The sequence below is a fragment of the Streptomyces sp. TM32 genome, from assembly GCF_004122755.1.
Taxonomy (GTDB): domain Bacteria; phylum Actinomycetota; class Actinomycetes; order Streptomycetales; family Streptomycetaceae; genus Streptomyces; species Streptomyces sioyaensis.
In genome coordinates this window covers 1-22,048 of sequence record NZ_SDIG01000110.1, presented here as the reverse complement: position 1 = coordinate 22,048, position 22,048 = coordinate 1, and the positions used below count along the sequence as shown (strand labels likewise).

Sequence of the window (22,048 nt, the reverse complement as noted above, 5' to 3'; positions counted from 1 at the left end):
GTCTTCGTGGGCCGCTGGGGCTGAGTCCGGGGCCTCACCCCGACCCCGCCCGGCCCGCCTCACCCCGCCCAGACGATGGCCTGTAGCTCGCTGTACGCATGGAGGGCGTACGAGCCCACGTCCCGCCCCACTCCGCTCTTCTTGAAGCCGCCGAACGGCGCTTCCATGTTCCGGCCGACGGTGTTCACCCCGACCCCGCCGGCCCGCAGCTGCCGGGCCACCCGGAAGGCGCGGGCGACATCGCCGGACCACACGTAGTCGATGAGCCCGTAGTCGCTGTCGTTGGCCAGCGCCACCCCCTCGTCCTCCTCGTCGAAGGGCAGGACCACGACGACCGGGCCGAAGATCTCCTCCCGTACGACGCGCATCTCGGGGGTGCAGTCGGCCAGCAACGTCGGCGCGACATAGAAGCCGCGCTCCGGAGCGGACGGCCGTTCACCGCCCGCCACGACCCGCGCGCCCTCCTTGCGGCCCAGCTCGACGTACGACTCGACCCGGTCACGGTGGTCGGCCGAGATCACCGGCCCGACCACCGTCCCGCGCGCCCGGGGATCGCCGACCGGCAGCCGTGCCAGGTACTGCGTCAGCCGCTCCACCAGCGCCTCGTACACGCGCCGTTGCGCGAGCACCCGGGTCGGCGCCGTACAGATCTGCCCGCTGTAGAAGGAGTACGTCGTGCCGATGCCGGCCACCGCCGCGTCCAGGTCCGCATCGTCGAAGACCACCGCGGCGCCCTTGCCTCCCAACTCCATGAGCTGGCGCTTCATCCCGCGTCCGCAGACCTCGGCGATCTGCTGTCCGACGGCCGTGGAGCCCGTGAAGCTCACCATGTCCACGTCGGGCGAGTCGACGGCCGCCGCCCCGACCGCCGCCGAGGCCCCGCCGACGACGTTCACGACCCCCGGCGGCACCCCCGCCTCCGCCAGCGCCGCCGCCATCCGGTACACCGACAGCGGGTCCTGCGGAGCCGGCTTCACCACGACGGTGTTGCCCATCGCCAGAGCCGGCGCGATCTTTCCCGCGGGGTTCGCCCAGGGGTTGTTGTACGAGGTGATGCAGGTGACGACGCCGACCGGCTGCCGCACGGCCAGCGCACCCCACACGCCCGCCCCGCCCATCGGCCCGGCCTCGTTGATCTGCGGCGGCAACCCCTGCTCGACGGGCTCCAGCGCCCCCTTCGCATACCGCCGGAAGCGCGCCACCCCCACCCCGACCTGCATCCCGCGCGCGGTGGCGGTCGTCGCGCCGCTCTCGGCCTGCGCGAGCTCGGCATGCGCGGCGAAGTCCCGCTGCATCAGGTCCGCGGCCCGGTCGATTAGCGCGGCGCGCTGCTCCGGCGACGTACGCGACCAGGCCGGGAACGCCGCACGCGCCGCGGACGCCGCCTCGTGCACCTGCGCCCGGCTCGCCTCCGGCGCGAGCCCGACGACCGCCTCCGTCGCCGGGTCGACGACCTCGTAGTGACCGCCGTCGGGCTCGACCCACTCACCGCCGATGAACAGCCCTTCGGCGGCGGTCACTTGGAGCTCACCCTGTTCCGCTGCGTCCACTTGGTGCTCGCGCCGTTCCGCAGCCGTCATTTGGTACTCACCGTTCTCGTGTCCCGCCCCGAGCGCAGCACCGTCCCCGGCACCGCGCCGGTCACCACGTCCTCGCGGATCACCTCGACGCCGTTGACCCACACCGCGTTGATGCCGATCGCCCGGGAGTCCAGGCGCGGGCTGTCGCCGGGAAGGTCGTGCACCAGCGTGGCCTTGTCCGCGTCGATCCGTTCGGGGTCGAAGAGAACGAGGTCCGCGTGCCAGCCCTCCTCGATGCGGCCCCGCTCCCGCAGGCCGAAGAGCTGCGCCGGGTCGTCGGTGAGCATCTTCACGGCCTGTTCGAGCCCCACCAGCTTCCTGCCCCGTAGGCAGTCACCCAGGAAGCGCGTCGTATACGGCGCCCCGCACATCCGGTCCAGATGGGCGCCCGCGTCCGACCCGCCCAGCAGCACGTCCTCGTGCTGCCAGGTCTCGGCGCGCAGGGCCCAGGAGGCCGGGTCGTTGTCGCTGGGCATCGGCCACAGCACCGTCCGCAGCTGGTCGTTGGCGCAGATCTCGACCAGGCACGCGAACGGTTCCTGGCCGCGTTCGGCCGCGATGTCCTGGACGACGCGCCCGGTCAGGCCCTCGTTCGCCGCGGAGTAGGTGTCCCCGATGACGTACCGGCCGAAGTGGGCGAGCCGACGGAAGACACCCGCCTCCTTGCTGTTCGCCCGCCGCAGCAACTCTGCCCGGACGCCGGGGTCCCGGAGCCGCTCGATCCGCTCGGGCACGGGCAGGCCGAGGACGTCGCCCCACCCGGGGATCAGGTTCAGGGCGCAGAAGGTGCCGAGCGACATGTTCATGGGCGTGAGGATCGGCATCGTCAGGGCCACGATCCGGCCGCCGGCCTGCCGGGCCCGTTCGCTGGGGACCAGCTGCCGCGGCACCCGCCCGGGGACGGCCGCGTCGATCGTCAGCACGTTCCAGTTCAGCGGGCGCCCGGCCGTGACGCTCAGCTCGACCAGCAGCTCGATCTCGGCGTCGCTGAAGCGGTCGAGACAGCCGGCCACGATCGCCTCGATCTGGGTGCCCTCGTGCGCGGCGACGGCCCGCGCCAGCGCGAGCAGTTCCGCGGGCTCGGCGTGCCGGGAGGCGACCGGCCGCCCGTCGCCGTCGGAGTGGGTGGCGGACTGGGTGGTGGAGAAGCCCCACGCCCCGGCGTCCATCGCCTCGTGGAAGAGCGTCAGCATCTGCTCCAGCTGCGCGGGCGTGGGCTGCCCGCCGACGGCGTCCTCCCCCATGACGTAGCGGCGCAGCGCGCAATGCCCCACCATGAAGCCCGCGTTGACCGCGATCCGCCCCTCCAGGGCGTCCAGATACTCGCCGAACGAGCTCCACGACCAGGGCGCGCCCTGCTCCAGCGCCACCAGGGACATGCCCTCGACCTTGGACATCATCCGGCGGGTGTAGTCGGCGTCCGCGGGCCGACCGGGGTGGAGCGGTGCCAGGGTGAATCCGCAGTTGCCGCCCGCCACGGTCGTCACCCCGTGGTTGAGCGAGGGGGTCGCATACGGGTCCCAGAAGAGCTGGGCGTCGTAGTGGGTGTGCGGGTCGACGAAACCGGGAGCGAGGATCAGACCGGTGGCGTCCTCGCTGGTCGTCGCGTCCTGGGTGATGGTGCCGGCCGGCGCGACGACGGCGATCCGGCCGGCCTCGATGCCGACGTCGGCGGTGTACGAGGGCGCGCCCGTTCCGTCCACTACGGTCGCGCCCTTGATCAGGTGGTCGAGCACGGGCGATGCCCCCTTCTCCTCAGCGGTCGTCAGCGGAAATCGACTTCTCCACGGCGGAACCCGGCCCGACCCGGGCGGACCAGGCTCGTTCCCCGGCTTCTCCTTGACAGAACTCGGCCTCAGGGTCTACCGCCGGACCTCAGCTCCCCGCGGCCTTCCGGAACCGGCTGGTCCGGTGCACCGGATCCGTGTCGATCTCCGGGATCACGTGCTCACCGATCAGCCGGATCGTGTTCATGGTGTCCTCGTACGAGATCCCGATCGGCAGACCGAAGCTCAGCTGGTCGGCGCCGGCCCGCTCCCACCGCCGGCACTGCCCGAGCACCTCGTCCGGGTCGCCGCAGATCATCAGCTCCTCGGCGATCAGCAGCTCGATGACCTCGGCGGTGTAGTCGGGCAGCAGCTCGGGCCACTCGGGGATGCCGTCGGGCCGCGGGAAGGTGTCGTGGTAGCGGAAGACCAGCGACTGGAGGTAGTTGAGCCCTCCGTTGACCGCGATCTCCACCGCCTTGTCGTGCGTCTCGGCGCAGATCGCCGTGGACGTCACCATCACGTTGTCGTTGACGAAGTCACCGATCGGCTCGGCGTCCCGGATCGCCGTCTTGTACTGCTCCAGCACCCACTCCATGTCGGAGACCTTCTGCACGCTGAAGCCGAGGACGCCCAGGCCCTTCTTCGCGGCCATGGCGTACGAGGACGGCGAGCCGGCCGCGTACCACATCGCCGGGTGCGAGGCCCCGTACGGCTTGGGGAAGATCTTCCGCGGCGGCAGCTGCCAGTGCTTGCCCTGGAACCCGGGGTACTCCTCCTGGAGCCACATCTTCGGGAACTCGGCGATGGTCTCTTCCCAGATCTCCTTGGTGTGGTTCATATCGGTGATGCCCGGCAGGAACCCCAGGATCTCGTGGCTGCCGGCGCCCCGCCCGCTGCCGAATTCGAAGCGCCCTTCGCTGAGGTGGTCGAGCATGGCGACCTTCTCGGCGACCTTCACCGGGTGGTTGACCTGGGCGAGCGGGTTGAAGATCCCGGACCCCAGGTGGATCCGCTCGGTCGCGTGGGCCAGATAGCCGAGGAAGACGTCGTTGGCGGAGAGGTGCGAATACTCCTCCAGGAAGTGGTGCTCGGACGCCCAGGCGTACTTGAAGCCCGACGCGTCCGCCTGGATGACGTACTCGGTCTCCTCCATCAGCGCCTTGTGCTCCGCGAGCGGATCGGTCTCGGCCCGCTTGCCCACGTACCCCTGTACAAAGAGCCCGAATTCCACGGAGGTTCACCGTCCCCTGGGACTATTTCTGACACATCGTCAGATTCGATGTGCCGACTGTTCCAGCGCGCGCAGGGAGCGTCAAGGGCCACCACCGCACGACCTGACGCTGCATCAGACGATGCTGACCCCCGCCAGCCAGCCCCCGTCGATGACGAACGGCTGCCCGGTGATGTACGACGAGTCCGCGCACGACAGGAAGAGCGCCAGCTTGGCGACCTCCTCCGGCTGCCCGATCCGCCCCAGCGGCACCAGCTTCTGGTAAAGCTCGTCGACGGCCCGCTTCGACCCGGCGGGGTCGACGGCCGGGTCGAGCCCGGCCGGGTTGGTCATCGGGGTGTCCACCGCCCCCGGACACACCGCGTTGACCCGGATCTTCCGGGCCGCCAGCTCCATCGCGGCGACCCGGGTCAGCCCGAGGACCGCATGCTTGGTCGCGGCATACGCCCCGACGAACGCCATGCCCGTCAGTGCCGTGTAGGAAGCCGTGTTGACGATCGTGCCGCCGCCCGCCGCCTCGATCTCCGGCGCCACCGTACGGATCCCCAGGAAGCACCCCATTTGGTTGACCTGCACCACCTCCTGGAACTCCGCCAAGGGCGTCGACACCAACTCGTTGAAGCGCAGGATCCCGGCGTTGTTGACCAGCCCGTCGATCTTCCCGAAGGTGTCCTTGGCGGCGACGACGGCGGCCTGCCAGTCCGCCTCCCGCGTCACATCCAGGTGCACGTACCGCGCGGCATGCTCACCGAGCTCCCCCGCGAGCGCCTTCCCTCGCTCGTCGAGCACGTCCCCGAGCAGCACCCGCGCCCCCTCCGCGACGAACAGCCGCGCCTCCTGCTCACCCTGCCCACGCGCCGCACCCGTCACGATGACGACCCGCCCGTCGAGCTTGCCCATGCCTGCACTCCTCTGCCGGTGAGTACCTCTGTGCCTGCTGGTGCGTACGTCCGTTTCCGCTGGTGGGCGCCCTGGGGTACGTGCGCCCCTCCCGGCGGGGTACGTGCGTCCCCACCGGCGTGCAGGCCCCGGGACGGCGGCCCGTCAACCGCCCAGCAGCGGCGCCACGTCCGTCCCGAACGCCGCCATCTGGTCCGTCAGTTCGGTACGGCTGCGGCTGCGGAACCGCACCTGGACCTGATCCACGCCCATCGCCCGGTACTCCCGCAGCGAGCCCGCGATCCGCTCGGGCGTGCCGGACAGCGTCCGCCGGCCGACCACCCACCCCGGCTTGCCCACATACAGCGGCTCGGCGAGGGCGCCGATCACGAGGGGCGTCTCGATCCCCGCCGCCTCCCTCAGCCGCCGCAGCTTCGCGATCTGCCCGGGCAGTGCGTCCCGCCGGTCGCCCTGCGGCAACCACCCGTCACCCCGCACCGCGGCCCGGCGTACGGCGGCGGGCGAGGAGCCGCCCACCCAGACCGGCGGGCGCGGCGTCTGCACGGGGCGCGGCGCCTGCCCCAGCCCCTCGAACGCGAACCGCTCCCCCGCGAACGCGGGGAACTCCTCCGGCCCCAGCGCCGCCTTCAGCGCGTCGACCGTCTCGTCCAGCACCGCGCCACGCCGCTCGAAGTCCACCCCGAGCGCCTCGAACTCCTCCCGGACGTGTCCGGCCCCGACCCCGAGGATCAGCCGCCCCCCGGAGAGCCGGTCCAGCGTCGCGTACTGCTTGGCCGTGACCAGCGGATGCTTCAGCCCGACCACCGCCACATGGCTGAGCAGCCGCACCCGCTCGGTGACGGCGGCCAGATGCGCGAGGGTGGCGACCGGGTCGTACCAGACGGTGCTCATCGCCTCGGCCAGCCGCCGTGGGATCGCGATGTGCTCACAGCAGGCGAGGTAGGCGAACCCGTAGTGGTCGGCGGCCCGCGCGACGGCCACCAGGTCCCCGGGCCCCGCGGCCGGCTCCCAGCTCTCCGCGAAGAGGGTGCTCTGCGCCTGCACCGGAAGCTGCATGCCGTACGCCAGCCGCCCCGCCCGGGGCCGCCACACCGCTTCGTCCGCGCTGTCCATACGCCCTCCCCGACCGTACCTGACGGAGCGTCATATAACTTGCGCGGGACATCGTCGTACCTGCCGAGGCATCAGGCAAGGGGCGCAGGAGAGCGGACCACCGGGATTCGGTCCGAGGAGGGCCCTGCCTCCCGCGGCCTACCGGCCCGCACAACCGCTCAGCTTTCGCCGCCGGACGAGGCACGTGCCGCGTTCGGCTGCGAGCCGGCACCGCGGGAGCGCAGTTCCTCGTTGATCCGCCGGGCTTCCTCAAGCTGGTCTTCGAGGATGACGATGCGGCAGGCGTCCTCGATCTTGGTGCCCCGGTCGACGAGTTCACGGGCCCGGGCGGCGATGCGCAGCTGGTAACGCGAGTAGCGGCGGTGGCCGCCCTCGGAGCGCAGCGGGGTGATCAGGCGGTTCTCACCGAGGGTGCGGAGGAAGGCGGGCGTTGCGCCGATCATTTCGGCGGCCCGACCCATGGTGTAGGCGGGGTAATCGTCGTCGTCGAGATTGTCGGTGGGGCGGGGACTGCTAGGTGGCATAGCACCTCGTCTTTCGGGGACGCATCGAGGGGCCCGGGTGCCGTGCGGCACCCGGGCCCCGAGCTTTCAACACCATCTACCGGCTCACTGCGCCGGCCTTCTTTTTCCGCTTGTCCACCTGGGAGGGCGGAGGTGCGGGGATCGCAAATACGTGACCGGGGACCACCTTCCATTCTGGGGCCTGCGGTACCCGAGCGGTGTTCTTCCTCGCCCGGGCGATCCTGATGGCGTCTGCTCCTTACCTCGTTCGCTGAATCGGTCGTACTGCGGATCTTGCGGGTACTGCTTGCGGCCCCTTGGACCGCTTGGCCCGGCAGCCAGCGACGGGACCCACCATTTCCGGCCCCGCTACTCCGCTGCCGTTCCACACCTGCTGTGACCTGCATGCACGGCAGTTCATGTCTGCCATGCCTTCTTCGCTGTCTTGACTACAAACAGAACCCTAACCCCTTCCAAACCACATGTCTACACTTGCCATGACAGATTTCCTTCGAAGCGGGATGTAGTGGTTCTACCGCGCCCACACCTCGGGAAGCTGCTCCGCCGGGAGAGTGAACGACGGGCGCGACAGCCCCGCCGGCGGCGCCCGGCCCGCCAGGTACGGGCGCCGGCCGCCGCCAGGTACGGGCGCCGACCCGCGCTCACTCCGGCGTCGTGGCCGTCTCGACCCAGTGCAGGCATTCCTTCGACCCGGCCACCATCGGGACGGCCGTCACGAGGGGCGTCTCGATCCCCGCCGCCTCCCTCAGCCGCCGCAGCTTCGCGATCTGCCCGGGCAGTGCGTCCCGCCGGTCGCCCTGCGGCAACCACCCGTCGCCCCGCACCGCGGCCCGGCGTACGGCGGCGGGCGAGGAGCCGCCCACCCAGACCGGCGGGCGCGGCGTCTGCACGGGGCGCGGCGCCTGCCCCAGCCCCATACGCGAGACAGTTCGCCATGTCGGCCTGCTTTCTCAGGTGGGTCATGCCCCGAGCCACGCCAAGCACGACTGCGGAGCCTTCGGCAGTCATGCGATGACTGACCGTAGGGGCCCGGAGAAGGCAGCAGGGGCACACTTTGTGCCCCCTCGCTCACGCCGCCAGCGCGCCGATTCTCACCGCCAGTTCGCTCGCTCGCCGTCGCTGTGCCGGACTCTTCGAGTCCGCCTCTTCGAGGAGGACGCGTCGGGCGTAGCCGTTGTAGCGCACGGTTTCCGGTGCGGCCTCGTACGCCTTGCCGAGGGCGGCAAGGGCGGCCTCCGCCTGCCCGTCGAGCTGATATCCGCGCGCTTCCTCAATGCGGTGCCGGGCACGTCTGGGACGCGAAGGGAGGGTCGTGGTGTCCGCAGCGGCCGCCTGCCGGACGCTCTCCGGTCCCGCGTGCAGCTCGACCGCGACGGTGACCGCATGCGCACCCATGACGGCTCGCGAAAAGGAGGTGACGGGGTGGAAGTAGTCGGCGGGCAGCCGTTCGGCCATGGCGCGTGCCACGTCCCAATAGCGCCAGGCGGTCCCGGTGTCGCCGCGGCGGGCTGCCGTGTACCCGGCCTCGAACTGCAGGGCTCCCGTGATGGCAAGCACTTCGTTTCCGGCATCCGGCAACAGCGGCTCCAGATAGCGGATGGTCTCCAGATTCACTGCGTCGGCAGCGTCGAAGTGCGCGTGTCCGCTGTCCCGGTGCGCTTGAGTCGCCAGCCACGCCGATACACCGATGGCATGCGGATCCTCGGATTCCTGCGCGGCGACCATTCCTCGCTCCACCACCCGCCACAACAGCGAGGCATCCGGTTGGTAGGCGAGGAAGAACCGGCTGAGGCTGTACACCTCGGACAAAATCCGCTGCGATGTGCGACGCTGGCTCGCTGAGTCGGCCTGCAACACCGCCAGTTGTGCGTCCTGGATGAGGTCCGGCAGCAGGGCGCCGATGACGTCACGGTGGTGAGGAGCGGAATGCCGGGCGGCCCAGGCACGGACGAGGCGCTCCCGGAGATGCTCCGGCGCCGGCGCCTCGCACCGCGTGGTCAGAGGGAACGTGTGGGCCAGGCGTGACTACGGGAAGGTGGCCGACGGGCAGCCGTAGCGCCTCAGCCCCCCGCCCCCGCCCAAAGCCCCTCCCCCGTCAACCCCAGCAGCTCGATCGCATTGCCGCGCACGATCCGTTCCACCACGTCGGGGGGCAGGTGACCCATCTGGGACTCGCCGACCTCCCGGGACTTGGGCCAGGTCGAGTCCGAGTGCGGGTAGTCGGTCTCGTACAGGACGTTGCCGACGCCGATCGCGTCGAGGTTCCGCAGCCCGAAGGCGTCGTCGAAGAAGCAGCCGTAAATGTGCTCGGCGAAGAGTTCGGCGGGTGGGCGCAGGACCTTGTCGGCGACGCCGCCCCAGGCGCGGTTCTCCTCCCAGACCACGTGGGCGCGCTCCAGGATGTACGGGATCCAGCCGATCTGACCCTCGGCGTACATGATCTTCAGGTGCGGGAAGCGGTCGAATGCGCCGCTCATCAGCCAGTCGACCATCGAGAAGCAGCAGTTGGCGAAGGTGATCGTCGAGCCGACGGCGGGCGGGGCGTCGGCGGAGGTCGAGGGCATCTTCGACGAGGAGCCGATGTGCATGGCGATGACCGTGCCGGTCTCGTCGCAGGCGCGCAGGAACGGGTCCCAGTGGTCGGTGTGGATGCTGGGCAGGCCCAGGTGGGGTGGGATTTCGCTGAAGCAGACGGCACGGACGCCGCGCGCCGCGTTGCGCCGTACCTCCGCGGCGGCCAGTTCCGCGTCCCACAGGGGGACGAGGGTGAGCGGGATCAGCCGGCCCTGTGCCTGCGGGCCGCACCACTCCTCCACCATCCAGTCGTTGTAGGCCCGTACGCCGAGCAGCCCCAGCTCGCGGTCCTTGGCCTCGGTGAAGGTCTGGCCACAGAAGCGGGGAAAGGTGGGGAAACACAGGGCGGACTGGACGTGATTGAGGTCCATGTCGGCCAGTCGCTCGGGCACGCTGAAGGAACCGGGGCGCATCTGCTCGTAGGTGATCCCTTCGAGCCGGATGTCGTCGCGGGAGTGGCCGACGGCGGTGTCGAGGCGGGTCAGCGGGCGGTGCAGGTCCTCGTAGACCCACCAGTCGGCTATCGGGCCGTCGTCACCCGCGGCGCCCATCTTTGGAGCGAACTTTCCGCCGACGAAGGACATTTCCTTCACGGGTGCCCGGACGATGCGCGGTCCGGTGCCGTGGTACTTCGACGGGAGCCGATCCAGCCAGACCTGGGGAGGCTCCACCGTGTGGTCGTCCACCGAAATGATCTTGGGGAAGGTCGCCATGCCGGATACGGTAGCGCTGATCTGACGATCCGTCAGTAACGGATGCCGGGAGGCCGGGAACCCAGGGGCGCACGGAGCGTCAGCCTCCGCGCCCCCGCCGTGCGCCACCCCGCCCCCGGCCCCGATCAGGCGGGCAGGCTTTGTGCACGGTCGGGACCCCTACTGACGGAAGCGGGCGCGACAAGGCAGACTGACCGTTGCGCACAGCAAGGCAGTGCGTACAGCGCGACAGATGGCACACGGCAGGGGGGCACCATGGACGACGGTCCGGGGCGGGAGCGGCTCCGCTTCACCGTGCTCGGTCCCGTACGGGCCTGGCGCGGCGCAACGCCGCTGGCAGCGGGCTCCCCGCAGCAGCGTGCGCTGCTCGCCGCACTGCTGCTGCGCGGCGGACGGACCGCCACCGCGGCCGAACTCGTCGACGCCCTGTGGGGCGACGAGCCGCCGCACGCCGCGCTCGCCGCGCTGCGCACGTACGCCTCCCGGCTGCGCAAGGCGCTGGGCGACGACTCGGAAGCCCTGGTCAGCGAGTCCGGCGGCTACGCCTTAAGGCCGGTGGACGGCCGCCCGCTGGACCTCGACCACGACCACGCCGAGCAGTACGCCGGCGAGGCGGAGAAGGCCAAGGCCTCCGGTGACCGCACCCGCGCCCGGGAACTCCTCGACAAGGCCCTGGCGCTGTGGGACGGCGAACCGCTCGCCGGGCTGGCCGGGCCGTACGCGGAAACCCAGCGCACCCGGCTGGAGGAGTGGCGGCTGTCCCTCACGGAGACCCGCCTCGAACTCGATCTGGAAGCCGGCTGCCACGCCGAGGTGGTGTCGGAGCTGACCGCGCTCACCGCCGCGCACCCGCTGCGCGAGCGGCTGCGCGAACTCCTCATGCTGGCGCTGTACCGCAGCGGACGGCAGGCCGAGGCGCTCGCGGTGTACGCCGACACCCGCCGGCTGCTCGCCGATGAGCTGGGGGTCGATCCGTGCGCCTCGCTCTCCGACCTGCACCAGCGGATCCTGCGTGCGGACACCGACCTGGACGCGCCGCCCGTCGTCGACAACTGTCCGGACACCAGCGACCAGGTCTTCGTGCGCCCCCAGCAACTCCCGGCCACCGTGGCCGACTTCACCGGCCGCCGCGCCTTCGTCAACGACCTCGGCGGGCAGCTCGCCACCGCCGAGGGCAGCGTGATGGCCGTCTCCGCGCTCACCGGCATCGGCGGCGTCGGCAAGACCACCCTCGCCGTCCATGTCGCGCACGCCGCCCGTGAGCACTTCCCCGACGGTCAGCTCTACGTCGACCTCCAGGGCGCGGGGCACGCCCCCTCCGAGCCGGAGGCGGTGCTCGGCGCCTTCCTGCGGGCCCTCGGAACCGCTGATTCCGCCATCCCGGACGGCCTGGAGGAGCGCGCCGCGCTCTACCGCTCCACCCTCGCCGGCCGCCGCGTCCTGGCGCTGCTGGACAACGCCCGCGACGCCGCGCAGATCCGCCCGCTGCTGCCCGGTGCGGAGGGCTGTGCCGCGCTGATCACCAGCCGCGCCCGCATGATCGACCTGGCCGGGGCGCATCTGATCGACCTCGATGTGATGAGCCCCGAGGAGGCGCTGACCCTCTTCACCCGCATCGTCGGCGAGGAGCGCGTCACCTCCGAGCGGCAGGCCGCCATGGCCGTCGTCGGCGCCTGTGGCTTCCTGCCGCTGGCCATCCGGATCGCCGCCTCCCGGCTCGCCGCGCGCCGTACGTGGACGGTGTCCATCCTGGCCCGCAAGCTCGCCGATGAACGCCGCCGGCTGGACGAGCTGCGCGCCGGCGACCTCGCCGTCAAAGCCACCTTCGAGCTGGGTTACGGGCAGCTGGAGCCCCATCAGGCCCGCGCCTTCCGCCTGTTGGGGCTGGCCGACGGCCCGGACATCTCGCTGCCCGCCGCGGCGGCCGTGCTCGACCTCGACCTCGATGACGCGGAGGACCTCGTCGAATCCCTGGTCGACGCCAGCCTCCTGGAATCCGCCGCCCCCGGCCGCTACCGCTTCCACGACCTGGTCCGGCTCTACGCCCGCGACTGCGCCGAGCGGGACGAACAGCCGCCCTCGGAGCGGGACGCGGCGCTCTCGCGGCTGCTGGACTTCTATCTGGCGACGGCCGCCCGGATGTACGCCCTGGAGCGGCCCGGCGACCGGCTCATCGACCACATGGAGACCACCCGCTATCCGGGGCTGGAGCTGACGGACCGCCAGGCCGCGCTGTCCTGGCTGTTCAGCGAGGCCAGCTGTGTGCTCGCCTGCGCCCAGCAGGCCACCGGCCCCGCCTTCCTGCGGCGCTCGGTCGACCTGCTGCTGCTGACCCTGGACCTCGCCGAGTCCGGCGCCGACGCCCGGCAGTACGAGCAGGCCAATGTGCGGCTGCTGGCGGCCGCCCGGGCCGCCGAGGACCAGCACGCCCAGGCCCGGCTGCACACCTCGCTCACCAACGTCCACACCCTCGCGGGACGGCTCGACGAGGCGGACGAGCACGCCAAGTCGGCCATGCTCCTCGGTCTGGCGGTGGGCGACCCCTTCTCGTCGTCCAACGCGCCCAACGACCGGGGCATCATCGCCGGTGAACAGAAGCGGCACGCGGACGCGGAGGCCTACCTCAACCAGGCGCTCGCCGCCTTCCGCGCGGACAACAACGAGCAGTCCGAGGCCAGCGCGCTGTGCAACCTCTCCCGGGTCCATCTGGACACCGGGCGCACGGACAGCGCCATCGCGCTCGCCGAACAGGGCATCGCCATCTACCGCCGGCTCGGCGCCGAACGGCGCCTGGCCAACGGCATGTACGCACTGGCGCTGGCCTTCACCCTGGCCAACCGCCTGGACGATGCCACCGTTCAGCTGATGAAGGCGCTCACGATATTCCAGCAGAGCCGCCAGCGGTTCTGGGAGGGCATGACGTACTTCCGCCTCGCCGAGGTCGAACTGGCCGGAAACCGGCCCGCGGACGCCGCCAACCACGCCGAACAGGCACTGACGACGCTGCGCGGTATCGGCGGCGAGTGGTGGCGGGCCAATGCCCTGACGACGCTCGGCCGGGCCCTGCACGCCATCGGCCACCCCGGCCGGGCGCGGGTGTGCTGGCAGGAAGCATTGGCCATCCACGACCGGCTCGGCTCGCCCGAATCCCTCACGGTGCGCTCGCTACTGGCTCCGGTGGCCGCCGCATAGTCGCAGGTCAGCGACGTAATCGCGGACGTTTATCGATCGTTCATCGCCACCGGCCAGTCTCTTCATTACCGAACCGCCGCCTCGGGGGGCAAGCGGCTCGGTGACCCGGCCCCACCGTAAGGTGTTCGGCCCTGGTACACCTCTCCGGCGGCCCACGGGGGAGTCGCCGGCGAGGCGTACTGTACAGCGCCCATACACAGGAGTTGGTCACCGTGAGTACTGAAGAGAACAACATCCAGCCCAACCAGAAGCCGATCATCAAGCCGATGGACAAGCACCGGCCGATCATCGGCGAGGGCGCCGCGCCGGAGGCGTCGCAGACGCCCGTGCCCGGCGTCCTGTCCGCCAAGGACAAGCACCGGCCGATCACGGACCCCCACGAGGTCTGAGCGGTTCGCACCACGTTTTCGGGGGATCGCAGGGGCTGGTTTCGATGGCACGGAGGGGAGCCATCGGGACCGGTCCCTGCGGCGTTTTTCCGGCTCCCCTCCTCGTACGGCACCTTCCAGCACCCGGAGTTCGCATGAACCGACTCAAGACGGCCCTCGTGACCCTTGCCGTGGCCACCGCCATAGCCGGCGGCGCCGCGGCACCGGCACTGGCCGACAGCGCCCATCCCGTCCCGGGTACCGGCCTGACCACCCTGGACCGGCACCGGCCCGTGGCCGCGCAGCAGGCCCCGCAGTAGGCCCCTGCGGACCTCTGACGCACCGTCAGTTCCGCTGCTACAGTCGCGCCATCCGGCCCCGGCGAGGTCGTGCCGGGGCCGGACCACGTTCCGTCCTGCCCACCGTCAGGAGGCGCGCCGTGAGGGAGTCCGCTCGTCCGCAGTCGCTCTGGGAACTGGCCGAGTACCGGGCGCGGGCCTCGCGCGGGGCACCGATGTTCTTCGACGGGAACGGGCGGACGGTCACCTTCGACGCGGTGCGGGACGAGGCGCTGCGGGTGGCGGCCGGGTTCCGGGAACTGGGGATCGGCGCCGGGACGCGGGTGGCCTGGCAGTTGCCGACCCGGATCGACACGGTGATCGCGTCGCTCGCGCTGGCCCGGCTCGGGGCCGTGCAGATACCCGTCATCCCCCTTCACCGGGAACGCGAAGTGGGCTTCATCCTTGCGGAGTCGGCGCCGGAGTGGGTGCTCGTACCGGGCGTGTGGCGGGGGTTCGACCACACCGCGATGGCGCGCACGCTCGCCGGGGACGGGGTGCGGGTGCTCCCGGTGGACGAGGGGCTGCCGGTGGGGGACCCGGCCGGGCTGCCGGAGCCGGCGCCGGTCGGCGACGGGGACACCACCTGGATCTACTACACCTCCGGCACCACCAGCGCCCCCAAGGGCGTCGAGCACACCGACGCCACCCTCATCGCCGGTGGCCTCGGGCTGGCCACCGCGCTGGGGATGTCCTCGGACGACATCGGCTCGATGGCCTTCCCGTACGCGCACATCGCCGGCCCGGACTATGTCGTCGCCATGCTGGTCGGCGGGTTTCCGGCGGTCGTCCTGGACAGCTTCGAGCCGGGCCGGGCGGCCGATGTCTACCGGCGGCACAAGGTGACCATGGCCGGCGGAAGTACCGCCTTCTACCAGGCATTTCTCGATGAGTCGCGGCACTACAGGCAGCAGCGGCCGCAGGCGGGCCGACTGATCCCGTCGCTGCGGCTGCTGTCCGGAGGCGGGGCGCCGATGCCGCCGGAGCTCTACCGGGCGGCCCGGCGGGAGCTGGCGTGCGCGATCGTGCACGGCTACGGGATGACCGAGTGCCCGATGATCGCGATGGGCACGCCGTACGACAGCGACGAGCAGCTCGCGCGGACGGTCGGCAGGCCGGTCGTGGGCGCGCGGGTGCGGATCGCCCGGCCGGACGGGTCCGAGGCCCGGACCGGGGAGAGCGGTGAGGTGACGGTCAAGGGCCCGATGCTGTTCCGGCGCTACACCGACCCGGCGCTGACCGCGGAGGCCTTCGACGCCGAGGGCTTCTTCCACACCGGTGACCTGGGGACCGTGCGCCCCGACGGGCATCTGGTGCTCACCGGACGGCTCAAGGACATCATCATCCGCAAGGGCGAGAACATCTCCGCGCAGGAGATCGAGGATCTGCTGCACACCCATCCGGCCGTGGCGCAGGCGGCGGTGATCGGGCTGCCGGACCGGGAGCGCGGCGAGCGGGTGTGTGCGGTGGTCACCCCCGCCGATCCGGCCGCGCCGCCGCCCACCCTGGACGGCCTGACCGCGCATCTGCGGGCGGCCGGTCTGATGGTGCAGAAGCTGCCGGAGCAGTTGGAGGTCACCGCGGAGCTGCCGCGCGGCGGGCCGCTGAACAAGGTGCTGAAGGCGGCCCTGCGGGCGCGGTATACGGAGTAGTCGGCGGTCCTCGGCGGTGTGGCGATGAGTTCCGGGCCCGGACGGAGTCTTCACTGGGAGAGCGGCGGCAGCTCCGTGCCGGCGCGGTCCCCTTGGAACGGAAGGAACCCGGACGATGACCGAGATGATCGACCTCGCGGCGCAGGCCCGGCTGGTGGCGCAGCTCGCGGAACACACCGACGAGAAGCGGCTGGACGCGCCCACCCCCTGCGAGACCTATGCCGTACGCCACCTCCTGGGGCATCTCGTCGGGCTGGCCGGCGCGTTCCAGGACGTGGCACGCAAGCAGCGGACCCCGGCGACCAGCGGCCCACCGGACGGGGCGCACCGGCCCGATGTGGAGCCCGGCTGGCGGGCCGAGCTGGAGCGCAACCTCCGCGGGATGGTCGAGGCCTGGCGCGACCCGCAGGCGTGGGAGGGGGAGACCCACGCCGGGATCGCCCTGCCGGGCGCGGTCGCGGGCCGGGTCGCACTCAATGAGCTGGTGCTGCACGGCTGGGACCTGGCGCGTGCCACGGGTCAGGAGTACGCACCCGGCCGGGCCGACCTGGACGCCTGCCATGCGCTGCTCGCCTCCTGGGCCGAGGAGGGCCGGCCGAAAGAAGGGCCCTTCGGCCCCCCGGTGCCGGTACCCGAGGACGCGCCGCTGCTCGACCGGGTGGTGGCACTCAGCGGCCGGCGGCCCGACTGGGCACCGCCGGGGGCGTAGGCCGCTGGGGTGCGGGGTCCCCGGCCCACCCGTTCCGGCGGCCGGGGGTTCACGCGGGAGCGGCACCCGGGACGCCGTGGCGCAGCCGGGTCTTGAGTATCTTGCCGCTGGCGTTGCGCGGGAGCGCGGAGACGAAGGCGACCTCCCGCGGGACCTTGTAGTTGGCCATCTCCCGGCGGGACCAGGCGATCAGGTCGTCGGCGGTGAGCAGGGAGCCGGCCCGGCGGACCGCGTAGGCCTTGCCGACCTCGCCGAGCCGTGCGTCGGGTATGCCGACGACGGCGACCTCAGCGATGTCCGGGTGGCGGCCGAGGAGTTGCTCTATTTCGGCGGGGTAGGCGTTGAAGCCGCCGACGATGAACATGTCCTTGAGGCGGTCGGTGATCCGGAGGTTGCCCGCCGCGTCGAGCACGCCGACGTCGCCGGTGCGCAGCCAGCCGTCATGCGTGAGGGCCCGGGCCGTGCCGGCCGGATCCTCGAAGTAGCCCGACATCACGTGATAGCCGCGGACCTGGATCTCGCCCGCTTCGCCGGGGGCCGCCGGGCGGCCCGAGGCGTCGGCGACCCGGACCTCGGTACCGGGCAGGGCCCGGCCCGAGGTCGTGGCGATGACCTCGGGCGGATCGCTGCGGCGGCACATCGTGACGATGCCCGAGCTCTCCGAAAGGCCGTACGCGGTCAGGACGGTGGAGATCTTCAGCTCGCTGCGCAGTCGCTCGACCAGCTCCAGCGGGACCACGGCGGCGCCGGTGACCACCAGGCGCAGCGCGGACAGGTCGTACCGGCCGCGGGCGGGGTGGTCGAGCAGTTGTTGGTGGAGGGTGGGCGGGCCGGGGAGGACGGAGATGTGCTCGGCGGCGATGTGGGCGAGTGCGGTCTCCACGCTGAAGACCGGCTGCGGGATCATCGTCGCCCCGCGCAGCAGACAGGCGATCACCCCGGCCTTGTAGCCGAAGGTGTGGAAGAACGGGTTGACGATCAGATAGCGGTCGCCTTCCCGGAGGCCGGCGAGTTCGCTCCAGACGTCATAGGCGCGCAGGGTCTGCCCATGCGTGATCACGGCGCCCTTGGGGTGGCCGGTGGTGCCGGAGGTGAAGATGATGTCCGAGGCGTCGTCGGGGCGCAGCGCGTCGGCCCGGGCGCGGACCGTCCGCGCGGGCACGGATGCACCGCCGGCGAGGAAGTCCCGCCAGGTGACGAAGTCGGCGGGGGCGTCGTCGGCGAGCACCACGACCCGCTCCAGCTGCGGCAGGCCGGGCAACGGGCCGCGGCCGGTGCCTTCCCGGGCGGCGCGGCGGAGCGAGGCGGCGTAGGACGTGCCGAGGAAGGTGCCGGTGACGAAGAGCAGCCTGGCGCGGGTGCGGCGCAGGACATAGGCGGCTTCGGTGCCCTTGAAACGGGTGTTGACCGGGACGAGGACGGCGCCGGCGGTGACCGCTCCGAGGGCGGAGACGATCCAGTCGAGGGTGTTGGGCGCCCAGACGGCGACGCGGTCGCCCGGGGCGACCCCGGAGGCGATACAGGCGGCCGCCGCCCGCTCCACCCGCTCCCCCAGCTCCGCGTACGACACCCGGATACGGCCCTCGACGACGGCCTCCCGGGGGCCGTACCGCAGCGCGGCCGCGCGCACGAGGTGGGGGATGGCGCCGTACTCCAGATCGGCGCGCACGTCCGGATCGTCCTGCATCGCCCTGCCTCCCGCCGAAGAGCCGGCCCACACCAGCTGACTGGCCGTCAGATTAGCGGTAGCCTCCTCCGCTGTCAGCACTGACGACCGACCACGGAGGTGGTGACGGTGGCGACCCTCAAGGACGCTACGGCGATAGCCGGCATCGGGCAGACGCCGTTCGCGAAACAACTTCCGGCATCCGAGAAGGAGTTGGCCTGCCGGGCGATCGTGGCGGCGCTGGACGACGCCGGGATCGCCCCCTCGGAGGTGGACGCCTTCGCCTCCTACACCATGGAGGAGACCGACGAGGTCGAGATCGCCAAAGCCATCGGCGCCGGGGACGTCACCCACTTCTCCAAGGTCGGCTACGGCGGCGGCGGTTCCTGCGCGACCGTGGCCCATCTGGCCGCCGCTGTCGCCACCGGCCAGGCAAGCGTCGGCGTCGCCTGGCGGTCCCGCAAACGCGGCTCGGGACCGCGGCCCTGGAAGAACACCCGGGTCCAACTGCCCACCCCGGGGCAGTGGACCCGCCCCTTCGGACTGCTGCGCCCCGCCGACGAGATCGGCATGCTGGCCCGCCGCTACATGCACGAATACGGCGCCACCCGTGACCACTTCTTCAACGTCGCCCTCGCCTGCCGCAACCGCGCCAACCAGAACCCGGCCGCGCTCATGTACGAACGCCCGCTGACCCGCGAGATGTACATGACCGCCCGCTGGATCAGCGAGCCGCTCTGCCTCTTCGACAACTGCCTGGAGACCGACGGCGCGCTGGCCTGTGTCGTGGTCGCCGCCGAGCGCGCCCGCGACTGCCGCCACCGGCCCGTCTACGTCCACGCCGCCGCCCAGGGCCTGCCCGCCCAGCACCACGGCATGGTCAACTACTGGAACGACGACCCGCTCACCGGCCCCGCCTGGACCGCCGCCCGGCAGTTGTGGAAGGGCGCCGACCTGGGCCCGCAGGACGTCGACGTGGCACAGATCTACGACGCCTTCACCCCCCTGATCCCGCTCTCGCTGGAGGGCTACGGCTTCTGCGGGCGCGGCGAGGGCGCGGCCTTCACCGAGGGCGGTGCCCTGGAGACCGGCGGCCGGCTGCCGCTCAACACCGGCGGCGGCGGCCTCTCGGAGGCCTACGTCCACGGCTTCAACCTCATCACCGAGGGCGTCAAGCAACTGCGCGGTACCAGCACCGCGCAGGTCCCCGGCGCCGCCACCTGTCTGGTCACCGCGGGCGAGGGAGTCCCCACCTCGGCCCTGCTGCTGAGGAGTTGAGACGACTTGACCACTCGTGAGCCCGTCGGCGGGCCCGTGCGGGAATCCGTGCGCGATGCCATGACACCGAGGGTGCCACCGGCCACTGACAACCGGCCCGACGAGGCCGCCGGCCTGCTGCTTCCCGTCCCCGACGAGGACGGCGCCCCGTTCTGGGAGTACGCCGCCAGGGGCGAGCTGCGCATCCAGGCCTGCGACGACTGCGGAGCACTGCGCTTCCCGCCCCGGCCCTGCTGCCCGCACTGCCAGTCCTTCGCCGCCCGTTGGCAGAAGATGAGCGGCCGCGGACGCATCTGGTCCTATGTGCTGCCGCACCCGCCGCTGCTGCCCGCGTACGCCGCCCTGCCCGGCTACAACGCGATCGTCGTGGAGCTGGCGGAGGCCCCGCGCATCCGCCTCGTCGGCAACCTCGTCACCGCCGTGGACGCCCCGCTCAACTCCGTCGCCCCCGCCCGGTTGCGCATCGGCGCCCCGGTGAAGGCCGCCTTCCACACCCTCCCGGAAGGCGTCACCGTGCCCCGCTGGCTCCTGGAGCGGCCATGACCCTGCGCCTCGCGGTCAAGGACGGGGTCGCCCTGGTCACCCTCGACCGGCCCGACCGGCACAACGCCATCGACCTGGACACCGCCGCCGAACTCGCCGCCACCTGGCGGGCGTTCCGCTTCGACGACGCCGTACGGGCCGCGGTGATCACCGGCGCCGGCGGCCGGGCCTTCTGCACCGGCCTGGACCGCTCCGCGGACGTCCCCCAGCCGTCCTCACCCTTCTCCCTGGACGACCCGCTGCTCCACATCGGCCCGAAGGCCAACGACCTGTGGAAGCCGGTGATCGCCGCCGTGGACGGCATGGCCTGCGGCGGCGCCTTCTACCTCCTGGGCGAGGCCGAGTTCCTCATCGCGTCGGAGAACTCCACCTTCTTCGACCCGCACACCACCTACGGGATGGTCAGCGCGTACGAATCCATGTCCATGGCACAGCGGATGCCCTACGGGGAGATCGCCCGGCTGGCCCTGATGGGGACGGCGGAGCGGCTGGGCGCACCCCGCGCCCACCGGATCGGCCTGGTCTCCGAACTGACCGCGCCCGGCGCCGCGGCCGAGGTGGCGCTGCGCCGCGCGGCCGTGCTCGCCTCCCAGCCGACCGAGGCGGTCCAGGGCACCGTACGCGCCCTGTGGGCGGCCCGGGAGGCGGCCGCGGCGCCGGCCCTGGTGCACGCCCCGCAGCTGATCGCGCTGGGCAGCCTGCCCCCGGACCGCCAGGCGGAGCTGTTCACCACCCGGAAGCGCCCCGGCCACCAGGAAGGCGGACCCGACGACGGCCCTCCGGTGAGGTGACCCACCGGGACAGCGCCCCTTACATACGGGTCACATACGCGTCTTGTGCGCCCGGGTGATCTGGCAGGTGTACCAGAACTGCCCGATGGAGGACTGGTTGACCGTGTACTTGGCGGTGTACGTCTCGGTGTCCCCGGGGCCGACGACGATGGAGCGCTGGTGCAGCCCGTACGCCTTGCCGTCGGCCGGCTTGGCCTTCATCCAGTTGACGGCCATGTCGTAGGAGAAGGAGTCCGTCGTGGACGGATTGGTGATGGAGACCGTGTAGGTGAACTGGCGCAGCGAACTGGAGAAGTCGCAGTTTCTGCCGGTCACGTCGTCCCGGCCGTCCGGGTCGTAGGTCTCCTCGGCCGGCGACGGCGAGTAGGTGGGCTCCTCCGACGGCTCGCTCGTGCCGTACACGTCGCTGGGCGTGGCCGACGGGGACGGGGGCAGCACCACCGGGTGCCGCTGCGGGAGGAGACAGCCGCTGGCCGTCGCGGCCGTGACCAGTACCAGGGCGGTTGCGGCCGCCGCTCTGCCCGCCCTGCGGGTGCCCCCGCGGCCGGCCGTGCCCGTGCGCATGCGCTGCTTCATACTCCGCTCGATCCCCCGTGAAAACGTCCGACCCCGTCGCCACACCGTGGCTTGACGCGTGCACGGCACCCTAGCAAGAGCGGGTGACACCCCGGACGGGGCACCGCCCACGCGGGCGGGCGTACTTCTCTCGCGGGCGCGGACGCGCAGGCGTAGCGTCGGTCACGGAGGACGACTGGACGACCCGAAACGAGGCGACGCCCGTGGTGCGCAACGTTCTCGGGTCGCTGATCGCCCTCGCCGGAGCGACGGCCGCCGTCTGGAGCCCCTTCCGTCCCTGGTACGACGGCCGTCACGGCAGTGACGTCCGGATCGAGGACCTCTTCCACGGCATCACGGGCTACGGTGCCGCGCTCTTCGGCTCCCTCCTCCTCCCCATGGCCTTCGCCGCGCTGCTGACCCTGATCGGTGTCGCCCTGCGCTCACGGCTGCTGGTGACCGTCGCGGGCCTGGTGGTGCTCGGCTTCACGGTCCTGTGGATGGTCCGCCAGGGGCAGGCCGCGAGCGAGCTGACGGCCGGCGCCCGCGGCC

17 protein-coding genes and 3 pseudogenes are annotated in these 22,048 nt (G+C 71.8%); 9 read left to right on the top strand and 11 right to left on the bottom strand.

Annotated features, from left to right (window positions below; genetic code table 11):
* Positions 1-59: 59 nt before the first annotated feature.
* From EST92_RS21980 to EST92_RS21940, 9 genes and pseudogenes are all read right to left on the bottom strand, one after another.
* Positions 60-1,580, bottom strand: a complete 1,521-nt coding sequence (locus EST92_RS21980; RefSeq protein WP_254068950.1) for an aldehyde dehydrogenase family protein — start codon at positions 1,578-1,580, stop codon at positions 60-62.
* Positions 1,577-3,316 carry a D-aminoacylase gene (locus EST92_RS21975; protein ID WP_129282563.1) on the bottom strand — a complete coding sequence of 580 codons (1,740 nt, stop codon included), beginning with the start codon at positions 3,314-3,316 and terminating at the stop codon, positions 1,577-1,579. Before EST92_RS21975 ends, EST92_RS21980 begins: the two co-directional genes overlap by 4 nt.
* Before the next feature lie 139 nt (positions 3,317-3,455).
* Positions 3,456-4,580 carry an LLM class flavin-dependent oxidoreductase gene (locus EST92_RS21970; RefSeq protein ID WP_129282562.1) on the bottom strand — a complete coding sequence of 375 codons (1,125 nt, stop codon included), beginning with the start codon at positions 4,578-4,580 and terminating at the stop codon, positions 3,456-3,458.
* 114 nt (positions 4,581-4,694) lie between these two features.
* Positions 4,695-5,480, bottom strand: coding sequence for a glucose 1-dehydrogenase (locus EST92_RS21965; protein WP_129282561.1), 786 nt, complete (start codon positions 5,478-5,480; stop codon positions 4,695-4,697).
* Between the two features lie 144 nt (positions 5,481-5,624).
* On the bottom strand, positions 5,625-6,593 hold the full coding sequence (locus tag EST92_RS21960) for a TIGR03619 family F420-dependent LLM class oxidoreductase (protein WP_129282560.1): 969 nt from the start codon (positions 6,591-6,593) through the stop codon (positions 5,625-5,627).
* 158 nt (positions 6,594-6,751) lie between these two features.
* Positions 6,752-7,117, bottom strand: a complete 366-nt coding sequence (locus EST92_RS21955) for a MerR family transcriptional regulator (protein ID WP_129282559.1) — start codon at positions 7,115-7,117, stop codon at positions 6,752-6,754.
* Between the two features lie 641 nt (positions 7,118-7,758).
* A pseudogene (locus tag EST92_RS21950) lies at positions 7,759-8,031 on the bottom strand (LLM class flavin-dependent oxidoreductase); the annotation flags it as partial.
* A 154-nt stretch (positions 8,032-8,185) separates the two neighbouring features.
* Positions 8,186-9,103, bottom strand: a pseudogene (locus tag EST92_RS21945) (XRE family transcriptional regulator); the annotation flags it as partial.
* Positions 9,104-9,177: 74 nt separating this feature from the next.
* A complete protein-coding gene (locus EST92_RS21940) occupies positions 9,178-10,404 on the bottom strand; it encodes an amidohydrolase family protein (protein WP_129282557.1) in 1,227 nt (408 codons plus the stop codon).
* Between the two features lie 255 nt (positions 10,405-10,659).
* Here EST92_RS21940 and EST92_RS21935 point away from each other — a divergent pair, with 255 nt between their 5' ends.
* From EST92_RS21935 to EST92_RS21925, 5 genes are all read left to right on the top strand, one after another.
* Positions 10,660-13,596: a BTAD domain-containing putative transcriptional regulator gene (locus EST92_RS21935; RefSeq protein ID WP_129282556.1), complete on the top strand. Its 2,937-nt coding sequence runs from the start codon at positions 10,660-10,662 to the stop codon at positions 13,594-13,596.
* A 212-nt stretch (positions 13,597-13,808) separates the two neighbouring features.
* A complete protein-coding gene (locus EST92_RS31210; RefSeq protein ID WP_154073989.1) occupies positions 13,809-13,985 on the top strand; it encodes a hypothetical protein in 177 nt (58 codons plus the stop codon).
* 134 nt (positions 13,986-14,119) lie between these two features.
* Entirely contained in the window at positions 14,120-14,284 is a 165-nt protein-coding gene (locus tag EST92_RS31205) for a hypothetical protein (protein WP_154073988.1), read from the top strand.
* A 119-nt stretch (positions 14,285-14,403) separates the two neighbouring features.
* Positions 14,404-15,954, top strand: coding sequence for an AMP-binding protein (locus tag EST92_RS21930; RefSeq protein ID WP_129282555.1), 1,551 nt, complete (start codon positions 14,404-14,406; stop codon positions 15,952-15,954).
* Between the two features lie 115 nt (positions 15,955-16,069).
* The gene (locus EST92_RS21925; protein WP_129282554.1) at positions 16,070-16,663 is read left to right on the top strand and encodes a TIGR03086 family metal-binding protein; all 594 of its coding nucleotides are present in this window, start codon (positions 16,070-16,072) and stop codon (positions 16,661-16,663) included.
* 49 nt (positions 16,664-16,712) lie between these two features.
* Here the strand turns inward: EST92_RS21925 and EST92_RS21920 are convergent, their stop codons facing one another.
* Positions 16,713-18,350: a FadD3 family acyl-CoA ligase gene (locus EST92_RS21920; RefSeq protein ID WP_129282553.1), complete on the bottom strand. Its 1,638-nt coding sequence runs from the start codon at positions 18,348-18,350 to the stop codon at positions 16,713-16,715.
* Positions 18,351-18,458: 108 nt separating this feature from the next.
* Here EST92_RS21920 and EST92_RS21915 point away from each other — a divergent pair, with 108 nt between their 5' ends.
* Genes EST92_RS21915 through EST92_RS21905 form a run of 3 tightly spaced genes read left to right on the top strand, consistent with a single transcriptional unit; the run spans position 18,459 to position 20,941 of the window.
* A complete protein-coding gene (locus EST92_RS21915) occupies positions 18,459-19,607 on the top strand; it encodes a lipid-transfer protein (RefSeq protein WP_129282552.1) in 1,149 nt (382 codons plus the stop codon).
* A 60-nt stretch (positions 19,608-19,667) separates the two neighbouring features.
* Complete coding sequence (locus EST92_RS21910) at positions 19,668-20,150, top strand: zinc ribbon domain-containing protein (RefSeq protein ID WP_129282564.1); 483 nt, start codon at positions 19,668-19,670, stop codon at positions 20,148-20,150.
* Complete coding sequence (locus tag EST92_RS21905) at positions 20,147-20,941, top strand: enoyl-CoA hydratase/isomerase family protein (protein ID WP_129282551.1); 795 nt, start codon at positions 20,147-20,149, stop codon at positions 20,939-20,941. The genes EST92_RS21910 and EST92_RS21905 overlap by 4 nt, the downstream gene beginning before the upstream one ends.
* 30 nt (positions 20,942-20,971) lie before the next feature.
* Here EST92_RS21905 and EST92_RS21900 read toward each other — a convergent pair whose 3' ends face one another.
* On the bottom strand, positions 20,972-21,505 hold the full coding sequence (locus tag EST92_RS21900) for a hypothetical protein (RefSeq protein ID WP_129282550.1): 534 nt from the start codon (positions 21,503-21,505) through the stop codon (positions 20,972-20,974).
* A 215-nt stretch (positions 21,506-21,720) separates the two neighbouring features.
* On the opposite strand from EST92_RS21900, the pseudogene EST92_RS21895 reads away from it, so the two are divergent.
* A pseudogene (locus tag EST92_RS21895) lies at positions 21,721-22,048 on the top strand (hypothetical protein); the annotation flags it as partial.